This is a genomic window from Neobacillus cucumis (assembly GCF_023715505.1).
In genome coordinates this window covers 167,007-182,123 of sequence record NZ_JAMBOH010000007.1, presented here as the reverse complement: position 1 = coordinate 182,123, position 15,117 = coordinate 167,007, and the positions used below count along the sequence as shown (strand labels likewise).

Below are 15,117 nucleotides of genomic sequence, written 5' to 3'. Positions count from 1 at the left end.
GGGATAACACAAATGCCCATTTACTACAATGAAGACTCAAAGGAATTTCACCTTCAGTCTGAAAAAATGAGTTATATCTTCAATATTTTAAAAAACAACCAACTAGGACATTTATATTTCGGGAAAAAGCTTCGGCATAGAGACTCCTTTTCTCACCTTTATACAAGTGAGGCAAAGGCGAATGTTGCTTGTGTGTTCGAAGGGGATTTGTCCTTTTCGTTAGATACCTCAAAACAGGAATATCCGGCTTATGGAACGACTGATTTTCGTGAACCTGCTTTTCAGGTTTTGCAGGAGAATGGCAGCAGGGTGACCAATTTTGTCTATAATGATCATAAAATATACTCTGGTAAACCAAAGCTCCAAGGACTTCCAGCTACCTATGTAGAGCAGGAAAATGAAGCAGCAACATTGGAAATCTCCTTGTATGATGATCTAATTGATGCTGAATTAATTTTGTACTATAGCATTTTTGAACAGTTCAGTGCCATCACCCGCAGTGTGAAATTTGTGAACCATGGAAAAGAAAATTTAAATCTCACAAGAGCCATGAGTGCGAGCGTGGATTTCTTTGATGCTGATTTTGAGATGGTCCAATTATCTGGTGCATGGGCAAGAGAGCGCCATGTAAAAACGAGAAAGCTAGAGTCTGGAATTCAAAGCATCTCCAGTTTAAGAGGAACCAGCAGCGGCCAGCAAAATCCATTCCTTGCGTTAAAGCGCCCTGATACCAATGAACATCAAGGGGAAGTGTATGGTTTTAGTCTGGTCTATAGCGGTAATTTCCTTGCCCAGGTTGAAGTGGATTATTACGATGTTTCCCGAATCACGATGGGAATCCATCCATTTGATTTCAATTGGCTGCTTCGAAGCGGTGAAAGTTTTCAAACACCGGAGGTCGTCATGGTTTACTCAGATAGTGGATTAAATGGAATGAGTCAAACATATCATTCATTGTACAGGTCCAGACTTGCCAGGGGGAAATGGCGCGATCAGGAAAGACCGGTATTAATCAATAACTGGGAAGGTACGTATTTTGATTTCAATGAGCAGAAAATTCTAGAAATGGCGGAAGCCTCTAAAGAATTAGGGATTGAATTATTTGTATTAGATGATGGTTGGTTTGGTAAGCGTGATGATGACACCACCTCCCTTGGAGATTGGTTTGTTGATAAACGAAAACTTCCAAATGGAATCACTGGCCTTGCGGAAAAAATCAATGAATTAGGCTTACAGTTTGGATTGTGGTTTGAACCCGAAATGGTGTCGAAAATTAGTGAGTTGTACAGCAATCATCCAGACTGGATTCTTCACGTGCCAAATAGACGGCAGTCGCACGGAAGAAACCAATATGTTCTCGACTTTTCCCGGAAGGATGTCGTGGATTACATATATGGAATGATGGCAAAGGTCTTGGGTGAAGCTCCGATATCTTATGTGAAATGGGATATGAACCGGTATATGACGGAAATCGGATCAGCAGTGCTTCCTGCTGATCGGCAGCGGGAAGTGGCGCACCGTTATATTTTAGGTGTTTATGATTTATATGAAAGACTGACTACTGAATTTCCTGATGTCCTTTTTGAATCATGTGCGAGCGGAGGCTGCCGCTTTGATCCGGGACTTCTTTATTATGCTCCACAGGCTTGGACGAGTGATGATACCGATGCCGTTGAGCGCTTGAAAATTCAGTACGGTACTTCCTTTGTATATCCATTAAGTTCGATGGGGGCCCATGTATCTGCGGTACCAAACCACCAGGTTGGCAGAGTGACAAGCCTTGAAACAAGAGCGAATGTTGCTTATTTTGGTGCATTTGGCTATGAACTGGATGTAACGAAAATGTCAGAGGAAGAACAAATGAAAGTAAGAGAGCAAATCAACTTTTACAAGGAAAACCGTAAACTGCTACAGACAGGCACCTTTTACCGCCTGCTTAGTCCATCCGAAAAAGATGGCAATGTGACGAGCTGGATGGTTGTGTCTGAGGATCAGAAGGAAGCCATCGCCGGGCGTTATCAGGTGCTCGGAAAACCAAATTCAGGCTATGAACGACTCCTATTAAAAGGCCTTCGTGATGATGTGGAATATAAAATTGAAGGATTACATGGCTCTTTTTATGGGGATGAACTGATGAATGCTGGTATTCAGCTGGATCAAGCTGTTTCTGGGTCCCTGCAATGGGGGGACTATACTTCGCAGATTTTCATACTGACAAGCTTATCCTAATAAAATAGTAAATTACAGAAGATAGGGAGGAAATAACATGTCAAAAATTACATTTTTAGGTGCGGGAAGTACGGTATTTGCAAAAAATGTTCTTGGGGACTGCATGCTTGTTCCTGCGTTAGAAGGATTTGAGTTTGCCCTTTTTGATATCGACGAACAAAGATTAAGAGATTCTGAGAATATGCTCCAAAATTTAAAGGAAAGTTTAAATAAAAATATTGAGATTAAGGCTTATCTAAATCGTAAGGATGCCTTAAGGGGGGCAAAATACGTCATTAATGCCATTCAAGTCGGCGGTTATCGTCCAAGTACCGTCATCGATTTTGAAATTCCTAAGAAATATGGGCTTCGCCAGACGATAGCGGATACGGTCGGTATTGGCGGTATTTTCCGTAATCTTAGAACGATCCCAGTGATGCTTGATTTTGCAAAGGACATGGAAGAGGTATGCCCCGATGCTCTTTTCTTAAACTACACGAATCCGATGGCCGTTTTAACAGGTGTGATGAATCGTTTTACGTCTATAAAAACTGTCGGCTTGTGTCATAGTGTTCAAGTGTGTACAAAAGATTTATTTAAGTCGCTTGAAATGGATCCTGAAGGGATTCAAGAAAAGATTGCCGGCATCAACCATATGGCTTGGCTGCTGGAAGTGAAAAGAAATGGGGAAGACCTTTATCCCGAGATTAAGAGAAGGGCAAGAGAAAAGCAAAAAACGAAACATCATGATATGGTGCGGTTTGAATTGATGGATAAGTTTGGCTACTATGTAACGGAATCCTCTGAACATAATGCTGAGTATCATCCTTACTTTATTAAATCCAGATATCCGGAGTTAATTGAAAGATTTAATATACCGCTTGATGAATATCCGCGCCGCTGTGAAGAACAAATCCAACGGTGGGAAACGATGAGAGAGGATTTAGTTAACAACAAGGCATTAGATCATGTCCGCTCTAAAGAATATGGTTCCAGAATTATTGAAGCTATTGAGACTAACATTCCATTTAAATTCGGCGGCAATGTTCTGAATACGGGCAGATTAATTAGCAATCTTCCTGAAAAAGCCTGTGTGGAAGTTCCGTGTATTGCCGACCGAAGCGGCATCACTCCAACCTATGTAGGGGATCTTCCGGAGCAGCTTGCTGCCTTAAATCGTACGAATATTAATACGCAGCTGTTAACCATTGAGGCGGCGATTACACGGAAGCGCGAATATATTTATCAAGCCGCTATGTTAGACCCACATACGGCAGCAGAATTATCGCTCGATGATATTGTTTCGCTATGCGATGATTTAATTGAGGCACATGGGGAATGGCTTCCCGAATTCAAAAAAGGTGAAGATGCAGCCCTAACGGTTTAAAGTGGCTGGGAGGATTTTATGTTTGAATTTGCGATCATCATTTTGGGTTTAAAAATAGAGCATAGTACTAGCGTTAAAATTGATGATAAGGCACATATTTAAGAAACATAGGGAAACCTTGCTGATATGGCAAGGTTTTTTTATACTGAACAAACTAATCAAACATTTAATCCTTGGATCCCATGGTACATTTGGGTTAGAAAAATTAATCAAACGTTTAATTAAATTTAAAAGAGCCAGCAGTAAGAGTATGGGGCACCGGTAAATATGTCGACGAAAAAAATGTGAAATAGTTATTGTTTATTGTCTACCGTGCCATCTCATATTTTTGAATTAGGGTCGTCAATAAGGGCTATTGTCGACCTTGCTACCTTATTTTTTTGAATTACGGTCGTCAATAAGGGCTATTGTCGACCCTGCGGCCTCATTTTTTTGAATTACGGTCGTCAATAAGGGCCATTGTCGACCCTGCGGCCTCACTTTTTTGAATTACAGTCGTCAATAAGTCTGACTATTTCACTGAACAGGTTCTCTATCTAAATTAAATACTGTCATTATATTGAATAACTCAGATAATAGGCGACCTTTTTCACCAATACAAAAAGCACCGCAAAAATGCGATGCCTTTTTCAATTGTTTCTTATTCCAAATATTAATGAAACCTAAATTTTTACGATAGGAAGACGGTTGGCTTATTATACAAACCGATTCCGTCCTGACAACATACCAAATACGGTAAGAACGACAGAAACGACTGTTAGAGCAATAAGTGGAATCGTCCACAAATGGGTCAGATCATACAAGTAGCCTATAAGCAAAGGGCCGATGGCGGCAAGAATATACCCAGTTGATTGAGTCATACCGGATAATTCTACAGCGCGCTGAGCGTTCCGCGAGCGAAGACCAATATAGCTAAGCGCCAACGGGAAATTACCGCCCAATGCAACCCCAACAAAGATAATACTTATGATTAAGACGGGATAGGATGAACCCAACAATAATCCTACATAACCAATAATAGACAATATCCCTAAAATGAAAGCGATCCATAACTGAGAACGGTACCGTCCTGCAATGACGGGGATGAAGAAACTTGCGGGAATCCCTGATAGTTGAGTAATGGACAGCAGCCAGCCAGCGGTTCCTATACTTAGCCCATGACTCTGTAAGATTTCAGGTAACCATGAAATCGTCACGTAAAATAAAAACGATTGAAAGCCCATAAATATAGCGATTTGCCATGCAAGAGGTGAGAGCCACATTTCCTTAGAGCTTGATGCAGCCTTTTTGATTCCTGCATGCTCCGCCCCCTGATTAAACCTAAGCAGATAAATCCACAACAATATCGCTATTACAGCCGGTATTCCCCATACGATAAGGGCTCCTTGCCACCCAAGATTCATATCTTTGGCAAGAGGAACACTCAATCCCGATGCTAATGATGCAACCAATCCCATTGAAGTAGAATAAACACTTGTCATGAGACCGAACTTATCGGGGAATTTATCTTTTACTACCGCGGGCAGCAGCACATTTCCGACGGCAATGCCCACTCCAATTAAAAGAGTCCCAGTGAAAAGGAAGAAAGTTATGGGGATGGACCGAATTGCTATACCAATAACAAGTGCAATCAGACCAACTAATAACGTCATCTCATTTGATAAGCGATTAGCTATCCTTGGAACAATGGGGGACATCACCGCAAATACAAGTAATGGGAAGCTCATTAGTAAACCTGCGCTCCAATGGGCAAGTCCTACATCTTCTTGAATCATTCCCACTAAAGGACCTACCGATGTAATGGCAGGACGCAGATTAAACGCCACAAGTACAATTCCAGTAATTAATAAAAAAATATATGTCGATTTCGTGCGTGCCGTTGATTCATGTTGTAACTCCACTAAATAGACTCCTTTCAGAAAAACAAACCTTTTCTAGTATATCATAATGGTTTGTGATGGAGCTAAAGGTTCTTTGCCGGTGTGGATACCGGTTCAGGCATCATGTTTTACTTCTCTAACTGCTTTATAAATGCCTGATACTCCGGCCAATTTACAATCCTTGGCATATTTACGTCCTGGTTATAAGATTGATCCTTCAGATAGACTTTTACAGCTTCTTCAGATAAAGTCTTTAAAATTTCAGGTTTATCATCAAAGTAAAAATCCAAATGTAATTGCTTAATAATGTTCACTTTTTCGTGATCTTTCATTCCCCAGAAGAACCTTTCATCATGAACAGGGAAGCCATGTTCTAGCAGCCACTTTTTCGTCCTCTCGCCATGCTCCTTAAAACGCGCGGTTATATAAAAAATTTCATGGCCTTGCCTATCAAGCTCCTGAAGCAGTTCCAGAGCACCTGGAAAGGCTGGACAATTGGTGTAGTAGACTTCTTCTAATGAACTTTTCCACATCTGTGAGCCTTCTTCTGCTGTCATCCCAAATGGTTCATGAATCTCGACCTTTTTTAACGCATTGAAAACCTCGAGTCCGATTTCCTGGCCTAACTTTTTATTATAAATGTGGAAAGCATGTTCTCTTAGATTAATCAGTGTATCATCAATATCAAAACCAAATCTCATGTAAACCCCTCTTTCAGAAAAAAATGGATGGTGACAAGCACCGTCCATTTTTAATATATCGGATATCCTGTAAATTTAAAGTCTCGCCCAATTGGTGAAACGTTTAGATTGGCTAACTCAACAGCATTGCCCATCTCCGCAATACCTATTCCTTCTAAGAAGGTAGGGGCGGACTGTCCTCCGACTAGCTTAGGAGCCACGTATAGGACAACTTTATCAATTAATTGTTTTTCAAAAAGAGCAGCATTAATGGTTCCACCAGCTTCAATTAACACGGAAGACACAAGCTTTTCCCCGAGGGTCTTCATCACATCTTCCGGATCAACTTGGCTTGAGCCGCTGGTTACAAAGACGGAGATGCCTTGTTCTTCTAACTGGTTTCGTTTCTCTTTGTCGTAATTTTCACTAGTAAAAACCCAAGTATCTGCCTGCTGATCGGTTACCACCTTAGCATACAAAGGAATTCTGAGCTTTGAATCTAATATCACCCGAATTGGGTTCCGTCCATTAGGAATTCTTGAGGTTAGTTCAGGATTGTCTTCAACCACTGTATTGACCCCGACAAGGATCGCCATATTTTCACTTCTTAACTGATGTACATCGCGGCGTGCATCAGGAGCGGTAATCCACTTGCTGTTAGCTGTATAGGTAGCGGTTTTGCCATCGAGAGTGGTGGCTGCTTTTAAGGTGACAAATGGTTTCTTCTCGACGATGAATTTATTAAATACTTCATTCATTTGGCGGGATTCTTCCTCACGAACCCCAATCACGACTTCAATTCCTGCATCTTTAAGGATTTTCACACCGTTTCCTGCGACAACAGGATTTGGATCTAACGTCGCGATGACCACTTTTTTAACTCCGGCCTCGACAAGTGCAACCGCACAAGGGCCTGTTCTGCCATGGTGGGAACAAGGCTCAAGTGTTACATAGATGGTCGCTCCCTTGGCATGATCCCCTGCCATTCGAAGAGCATGGATTTCAGCATGCGGCTCGCCGGCTTTCATATGAGCCCCGACCCCTAGAATACGGTTGCCATTCACAATCACTGCGCCAACTAGCGGATTCGGGTCAGTCTGACCTTTCATGGCTTGGGCATTTTTTAATGCCAATTGCATATAAAATTCATCATTCATAAACCTATATCCTCCTACTAGGACGGTATTCATACCATCCTGTTTCTCAAGCTTTATCCAGCTACTCTAAATGTCCAGATTTATTAACTTTTGTCTTTAAATATTTCTCGTTGTACTCAGAAACGTCGCCCCATAAAGGAGTTCTGCCTGAAAGTGGGGCACCGGCATTTTTCAAGGCTTTCAGTTTTTTCGGATTGTTGGTTATCAGTGTAACTGGCTTTGAGCGTAGTGCCTTTAATACCTCAATTGCGTCATCATAGTTTCTAGTATCATCAGCAAAACCTAACCCTTCATTCGCCTCAACTGTATCATATCCATTTTCTTGAAGAATGTAGGCCATCGCCTTGCTAAATAAACCAATTCCTCTGCCTTCGTGATTAGCGAGGTAGAATAAGGCCCCTGTACCATGCTCGATAATCATTTTCATCGACTGTCTAAGCTGGAAGCCGCAATCGCAGCGCTTGCTGCCAAAGATATCGCCAGTGTGGCAGATGGAGTGCATCCGTATCAAGGCATCATCTCCGTATTCAAAATCTCCGTAAACAAGGACACTTGATTGTTGAAATTCCGCTAATTTAGCAGAAGATAAGTGCTGGATGACTTGTTGGAAATCTTCTGTAACATACTCGGTTTTCAACCAGCTGTACCATTTAAATTCAATCGTTTCCCCGTATAAATTAACTGGCAGCTTAATTGGACCGACCAGATAGATGGCCTCATCGCCTTTTTTAATCAATTTTATTTTATCCTCTAATAATGAAAGGACATCCGCCTTTAATTGAACTTGTTCCATGATCATTTCCCCAATCCCATGTTTTTATTGGTTTCTAAACGCCTGTTGGCAGTGCAGGAATTTTAAAATTATCTTGATAGGTTTGTTCTTTTATCAATTGCTGAATCTGTAATTTCTCAGCATCAGCCCGCCTAGCGTCTTCTAATTTTCTTAATTGTGCAGCACTCTGATCATTTTTGTCCAGTGCTTCCTCAATAATATCAGCTAGCGCATCAGCGTCTAATAGAGCGCAATTAATCCCAAAGGCACCTGTAGGGCTCATCGTATGAGCGGCATCCCCCATAATAACTACCCCGTCCTTCGCCCATACAGGTGATTGACTGCTTTGAACTTTTAATAAGATAAAATCGTTCCATGATTGAATGTGCTGATGAACAGTTTCTGTCAGCTCTGGAAAAGCCTCAATCACTTGCTCAATAAATGGTGCAAATGATTGCTTTTTCAATACAGGGTATGAATCCTCTTCAATATTCCAGCCAATCTGAATAAATCCGCCCTGCTGGGTAAATAGTGCTAGCTGCTTGCCGCCGATTAGTGCATTTTTAATGGTCGGTTCCCATCCTTCTGGGCTTGGGATTTTTGCCCAAAGTAAGTCGTACCCATGTCTAATGGTCGAAAAGGGGATTTCCGCTAGTCTTCTAACTGTTGAAAAACGGCCATCAGCTCCAACGACGATTTTACTTTTAATAGTTACTTCTTGGCCGCCCTTTGTTGCTTTAAGACCTGTTACATCCCCATTATTATTAAAGCTTAATTCAGTCACTTTTGTCCCCATCAAAAGCTTGTAATTCTGATAGGTTTTTGACTCGCGAATTAATACACTTAACAGATTCCTCTGCGGGACATGGATACCGACATGCTCTTCTTCAGCTGCCGGTGTAACAGTTTTTATTACATGTCCATGCTGCCAGTATTCAATGCGTTCCATTAAAAGCAGACCTGCGTCTTGTACTTTATTATACAGATTATATTTTTTTAAAACTCGTTCACCATCCTGATTGAGATGTTCACCACGAAATTCTTTGTCGATCCCTGTGTGACGTTCGAGAACGATGGTGGATATATCTTTTTTCGCAAGCAAATACCCTAATAATGCGCCGCCCGGACCCCCACCGACAATGCAAACATCTGCTTCAAGTTTCATGTTTAAGGACCACCTTATTTAGTCTGTATATATATAGATTAATGTAATAAAAATTTATCGGTAAAGAACTATTAATTATGATTATAATGCTGCTGAAGTTATTATATCATACGACTTAATAACTAACTTACTTTATGTAACTTATTATATTTTTGAAATTAAGTTGTGTCAAATAATTTCATTATGTATTGTAATTTTGTTGTGATTTGTAATATGATAAATATGAATAGGAGGGGAAACCATGAATCAACCTGAAATTTGTCCTCGATTCGAAAAAGCCATGGTGATGATGAGCCAGCGCTGGACAGGTCTTGTGATTTACCAGCTGCTAACAGGGTCGAAGCGCTTTTGCACACTAGAATCTTCTATGGGAATTAGTGGAAGGGTTCTTTCGGAGCGTCTAAAGGAATTGGAGAATCAAGGAATTGTTAAACGCGAGGTGTTCCCCGAGACACCAGTACGTATTGAATATTCCCTAACCGATAAAGGACTAGCCTTAGAGCCCATAATTAGAGAAATTGAGAAATGGTCACAAGCCTGGCTGCCCATTGAATCGGAACAATAAAACAAAAAGTAGCATTCGGATGGCGGAGAAGCCATCCGTTTTTTTTATATTCATATTTTATTAGTCTAGTGGAAGATTACGATTGCTAGAATAAAACCTAAATGATTAAACAGGCGTGTAATATGGGCTGTGAAACAGACGCAGTGTTTAAATAATTTTCAGAGATTATCATACCAATTTCGATTATACTCTACTATAATTAATGATAATACGTATTAATTAACAAATATATTAATTAGTATGGATGTGTAAAATGTTAGCACTTAATCTAACCAATACTTGAAGGGAGGAGACTCTGAGCTTTTTAGATCTGCTTCATTTACTCTGTACCCTTCGGCAGTAAGGACTTTGTTTTGTAAAGCAAACTCATCCAATGATACCTAGCCTTATAGTTCGTGTTCCTCAGACCGGAGGGTTGCCGGTCGCTTCGTTCAGATTCCGCGTACCACGGACACCCTTGCGTTAAGCTAACCATTACTACTGCCTACATGGCTCGGGACTTTCACCCTAGAGACTGCACCCATGCCGGTCGAACTTTAAGAAAAAACCAACCCTCGAAAGGTTGGTTTTTTCTCCTGTTTTATTTATATATTTCATTCATTAGTTATAAACCTTTTAATAATATCCGGAGCTTCCTCGTTATAAACTAACTTCCAAGCATCAAGAACATTCTCTTTTGTTACTCTTAAAGGGGGAACAGCTACATAAGCTGGAGCCTGTTTTCCAATCAGTGCATAACCTGCCAAGATGGCTTCCGCCACTCCTTGTTGATAGGGCAGCTGGGCACCCAATCCCTTAATAAGTCCATCTTTAACCATTTCTAATACAACATTAACCCCCATATCAATCGTTGTGATAACTAGATGATCAGCGCCTGCCTTACGTGCTGCAGCTATGACTCCTTCGGCAGGATCACTCCATACAACAAAGATTCCGGCCAAATCTTTATTTTTCGTTAACATACTAGTTGCTGCAATTTCTCCTTCATATGGACCTACAATCCCTCTACGGTCCACAATTTTTATGTTTGGATAATGTTTCATTATCATATTTTCAAATGATTCTGTCCTTTGTTTTGTGGCGAAGAAGTCGGCAGCATGATAAATAACCCCAATCTTGCCTTTGTAAGATAATTTCTCGGCCATAATATGTGCTGCCTCACTACCGTTTCCATAATTGTCAGCTGATACAATGCTAACATAATCCCTTCTAGGCAGTAATCCCTTTGGTACATTGTCTATAAAGACCAGATGAACCCCAGTTCTCGACGCAACTTGGAAGGTGTTTGACGTTTTTTCCGGATCAACAGGAATCCCTACTATAATATCTGGCTTTAATTCTAAGATGTTTTCAATATCTTCCACTTGCTTCTCCCATTTAAAATGTGCATCTGTCACCGCAACTACCTCAATACCTATTTTCTTAAAAGTAGCTTTTAGCCCTTCCACTTGAGACCTGGACCAATCATTATCTGTATAATGCATGGAAATGGCAGCCTTATATTTTTTATCCTTCAGTTGCTTTAGATCCTTTACCGATAACTGTAGTGTTTTAGCAGAAACAGCTTCCTCACCGTAGGGACCTGTACTTAAAATTTTACGCTCGGGAATATTTTGATTGATCGTACTCGTTAGAGTCTCGTTTACCGTTGTTAAGAATCCCTTCACATTAATGGGTTTTATCACATAATTATCAAACCCTTTGTTTAATGTATGCTGGATGTCATGGGGCATAGCATTTGCACTTACCGCAATAATCGCGATATCTTTCGTATTTTCATCCTTTTTTAAACGGTCAAATAATTCGAAACCATGGATATCCGGGAGGTTAAGATCCAGCAGAATTAAATCGACTTTTTCAGTCTTAGCCAGTTCTAATCCTTCTTTTCCGGAACGTGCCGTTAAGATTGTATAGGAGGGTTCCGATTTCAGGATGCTCATGACCAAATTTAAATTAGATTGATTATCTTCCACATATAACAAACAGTAGTGATCAGTCTTGCCATTCTTAGCTGGATGATCGATCACTTCTTCACCCCATTGCATCGCGGCCTTTAATTCATAGGGAAGAGGGAGTCGAAAGCAAAAATCACTGCCTATTCCTTTTTTGCTTGTCACACTGATTTTTCCGCCCATCACCTGGACAAGCTGCTTGACCAAAGACAATCCAATGCCCGTACCTTCCTCTTGTGTCCCTTTAATCCGATAAAATGGGACAAACACTTTCTGATATTCTTCAACTGAAAGCCCGACTCCTGTATCGGCGATATGAATAACTGCCTCGTTTTGTTTCATATAAGAGAAAATCATGACTTTGCCGTCTTCCCGGTTATATTTGATGGCATTATCGAGAAGATTAAGTAGGATTTGTTTTAGGCGAATCGGATCGGCAAGAACGGTTACGGTTTGCGAATGGTCCATTTGATTATGAATTGTAATTCTTTTTTTCATGGCAAGCGGCTGCACGATATGGATACATTCATTGATAATGGTCAGCAGATCTACCTCTTCAATTGAAACTTTTAATTGGCCTGTATCGATTCTGGATAAATCTAAAATATCATTAATTAAGCTTAATAGATGCTTTCCTCCGCTTAAGATCTCTTGGACGAAGTCCAGCTGCTCCTCATTTAAGGACTCATCTATTTCTAATAGCTGGGCAAAACCAAGGATTCCGTTCAATGGTGTCCGGAGTTCATGGCTCATTTTGGACAAAAAGTCGGTTTTGGTTAAGTTCGCTTTTTCCGCCGCTTCTTTTGCCTGAATGATTGTTTGTTCCATCTTTTTTCGTTCGGTAATATCCGATATGGTCACAAGCGCGGCTTGTTCCCCGTCTTTATGTAATTTAAGTGGTTTTGAAGTAATGGAAAGCCATTTAGTCCCATTATTTCGATCGCTTACTCCCAAGACATAATCATGGAAAGGAATCCCCTGTTCGAGGGTGATGATTCCAGGCAATTCCGAATAGGGTAGGGAGGATCCGTCTTCTTTTACATAATCTAATTGGCGTACATTTGCTTCCGTTAATAATTCGGATTTAACACCTAGCACTTTTTCAACATTTTCATTAAGCGCAATCATTCTACCCGACTTTTTATGAATAATGACGCATTCAGACATGGTTTGTAAAACTTCTTTATATAAATTTTCGTTAGGGGTGATTTCCATTTTTATACCCTGCCTTCCGAAAGAATAATCATGCATTTTTCTGAAGCCGTAGCTTTAGTATAGTCCACAGTAATTCTTCTTTAAAACTGCAAAAAACCGCCATACCTATTTAATAATAAAATACTTCCTATCCTGCTTAAACTGCCTTATACTGAGAGTAGTTAGTTTGACAGCGATTTCAAATGGTAGTATGTTATCTATTAATTTTTATATTAATGTTCCACTTAAATAGAAGCTTTTAATATGAGGTGATCTTTTGAGAGTTTTAATTGCAGAGGACCATGCACCATCCAGAAAACTATTGAAGCATCTCATTAAACCTTTGCAGAGTTATGAAATGGTTGGAGAAGCCGTTAATGGTGAGGATTTAATTTGCAAGGTGATGATTGAAAAGCCAGACATCATTTTGGTTGATATTAATATGCCATTGTTGAATGGGATGGAAGCGGTGAAATCTTGTAAAAAAGTAGTCCCGTCATTGCAAGTTATCTTTATCACCGGGCATGATGAGTTTGCCTTAGAAGCTTTTAGTGTAAATGCAATCGATTACATTGTCAAACCTATTGACCGTGACCGTCTTTATGCAGCGTTAGGACGAGCAGCTGCACTTGCTAAGACTCCAGCCGAAAGCGAGCGCCCAACCGTTAAGAAGGATTTAATGGTTAAACAGTCCAATCGGTTTTCTTTTATACCGTTAGATGACATTATTTTTATTGAACGAGCGGACCGAAAGGCCGTCATTCATACAATTGATCAAAAAATAGAGGTAAATGAGGCGTTAACGAATCTTGAAGAACTCCTTGATTCCCGTTTTGTAGCCTCCCATCGTTCCTATATTATTAATTTGCAATATTTAAAGAGGATTGAAACGGCAGGGCAAACGTACAAAGCATATTTTAAAAATTATGAGGAGACAGCAAAAGTTTCCAAGAATAAGTTAGCAGAATTACAAAAAAATAAATCGTTGTGAGGTCCGGGTTTACCGGACCTCAATTTTTTTGTTTTTTTAAAAAATTTATGATTTTATTGTCCGAATGAACGATTATTGTGTCCAAAAGGATAGAAAACGACTTCAGTTGAAAAAAAACCTTGTCGGAAGATGATTAGACGACAATTTTGTAATCGATTACAATTTAAATATAGAAACAAGAAAGGACAAATAACAAAGATGGTAGGGATTGTAGATGTAGCAAAGAAGGAAATTGTTTCTGCTAAAACCATTCTAGTTGTTGTGCCTGACATTACCAATCCGTTTTTTTCAAAGGTGTTTAGGGGGATTGAAGCAGTAGCGGTTACAAATGGATATCAAGTTATACTCGGCGATACAGGCAATGATCTGGAACGAGAAAAGTGGTTTTTAAACCTTTTGCATCAAAAAAAAGCAGATGGAATGGCTTTATTAACTGCCCAAACGGATGCAGCAACCGTTGAAGAGGTGGCCCAAAGATTTCCGTTGGTCCTTGCGTGTGAGTATATGGAAGGTTCCAACATCACAACTGTTTCGATTGATAACATAAGCGGTGCCAGAAATGCAACGGAATATTTAATCGATTTGGGACACGAAAGAATTGGCTGCATTATTGGACCTCTCAATAGTGTCTTGAACCGAGACCGTCTCAAAGGATTTTATCAAGCAATGTCAAGCAACAACCTTATCGTGGATCCTGTGTTAGTCCAGGAAGGTGATTTCTCTTTTGAAAGCGGTTTTAACCTTATGATGAAGTTTTTTGCCATTGGTCAACTCCCATCTGCGATTTTCGCTGCAAATGATGAAATGGCAATGGGAGTCATTAAAGCCATTAAATCTAAGGGGCTTAAGGTGCCAGAGGATATTTCGGTTCTCGGTTTTGATAATCTGAAATTCTCGTCCATATTCGAACCAGGTCTGACAACGATTGCCCAGCCCGCGTTTGAAATTGGTGAGAAAGTGGCGGAATTACTATTGAGGCTCATCAACAAAGAGGAAATCCAACACGAGCAAATGTTTTTAGCTAACCAGTTGATTGTAAGACAGTCTTGTCAGGAGTATTTGAAAATTTTTTAGAAAAAAATGTAATCAATTACATTTTTTGAAGTCCATAGAAGCCTGGTTTTATAACTTAAATGAATGTAATCCATTACTAGTAATATTCTATT

General features: G+C 40.1%; 11 protein-coding genes. 5 read left to right on the top strand and 6 right to left on the bottom strand.

Features of this window, described 5'->3' with window-relative positions; genetic code table 11:
• Positions 1-12 precede the first annotated feature (12 nt).
• A complete protein-coding gene (locus M3226_RS12850; protein WP_251565920.1) occupies positions 13-2,229 on the top strand; it encodes an alpha-galactosidase in 2,217 nt (738 codons plus the stop codon).
• A 37-nt stretch (positions 2,230-2,266) separates the two neighbouring features.
• Positions 2,267-3,595, top strand: coding sequence for an alpha-glucosidase/alpha-galactosidase (locus tag M3226_RS12845; RefSeq protein WP_251565918.1), 1,329 nt, complete (start codon positions 2,267-2,269; stop codon positions 3,593-3,595).
• Positions 3,596-4,290: 695 nt separating this feature from the next.
• Here M3226_RS12845 and M3226_RS12840 read toward each other — a convergent pair.
• The 5 genes from M3226_RS12840 to M3226_RS12820 form a co-directional block, all read right to left on the bottom strand.
• Positions 4,291-5,496, bottom strand: coding sequence for a CynX/NimT family MFS transporter (locus M3226_RS12840; protein ID WP_251565916.1), 1,206 nt, complete (start codon positions 5,494-5,496; stop codon positions 4,291-4,293).
• 107 nt (positions 5,497-5,603) lie between these two features.
• Complete coding sequence (locus tag M3226_RS12835; RefSeq protein ID WP_251565914.1) at positions 5,604-6,176, bottom strand: 5' nucleotidase, NT5C type; 573 nt, start codon at positions 6,174-6,176, stop codon at positions 5,604-5,606.
• Positions 6,177-6,226: 50 nt separating this feature from the next.
• Positions 6,227-7,312, bottom strand: a complete 1,086-nt coding sequence (gene ribD, locus M3226_RS12830; RefSeq protein WP_251565913.1) for a bifunctional diaminohydroxyphosphoribosylaminopyrimidine deaminase/5-amino-6-(5-phosphoribosylamino)uracil reductase RibD — start codon at positions 7,310-7,312, stop codon at positions 6,227-6,229.
• A 61-nt stretch (positions 7,313-7,373) separates the two neighbouring features.
• On the bottom strand, positions 7,374-8,105 hold the full coding sequence (locus tag M3226_RS12825) for a GTP cyclohydrolase II (RefSeq protein WP_251565911.1): 732 nt from the start codon (positions 8,103-8,105) through the stop codon (positions 7,374-7,376).
• A 34-nt stretch (positions 8,106-8,139) separates the two neighbouring features.
• Positions 8,140-9,249, bottom strand: a complete 1,110-nt coding sequence (locus M3226_RS12820; RefSeq protein ID WP_251565909.1) for an FAD-dependent monooxygenase — start codon at positions 9,247-9,249, stop codon at positions 8,140-8,142.
• Between the two features lie 241 nt (positions 9,250-9,490).
• Here M3226_RS12820 and M3226_RS12815 point away from each other — a divergent pair, with 241 nt between their 5' ends.
• On the top strand, positions 9,491-9,814 hold the full coding sequence (locus M3226_RS12815) for a winged helix-turn-helix transcriptional regulator (protein WP_251565907.1): 324 nt from the start codon (positions 9,491-9,493) through the stop codon (positions 9,812-9,814).
• A 593-nt stretch (positions 9,815-10,407) separates the two neighbouring features.
• Here M3226_RS12815 and M3226_RS12810 read toward each other — a convergent pair.
• Positions 10,408-12,981, bottom strand: a complete 2,574-nt coding sequence (locus tag M3226_RS12810; protein ID WP_251565905.1) for a substrate-binding domain-containing protein — start codon at positions 12,979-12,981, stop codon at positions 10,408-10,410.
• Positions 12,982-13,237: 256 nt separating this feature from the next.
• On the opposite strand from M3226_RS12810, the gene M3226_RS12805 reads away from it, so the two are divergent.
• A complete protein-coding gene (locus M3226_RS12805; protein ID WP_144563665.1) occupies positions 13,238-13,951 on the top strand; it encodes a LytR/AlgR family response regulator transcription factor in 714 nt (237 codons plus the stop codon).
• A 198-nt stretch (positions 13,952-14,149) separates the two neighbouring features.
• Complete coding sequence (locus M3226_RS12800; RefSeq protein WP_251565903.1) at positions 14,150-15,025, top strand: substrate-binding domain-containing protein; 876 nt, start codon at positions 14,150-14,152, stop codon at positions 15,023-15,025.
• Positions 15,026-15,117: the final 92 nt, after the last annotated feature.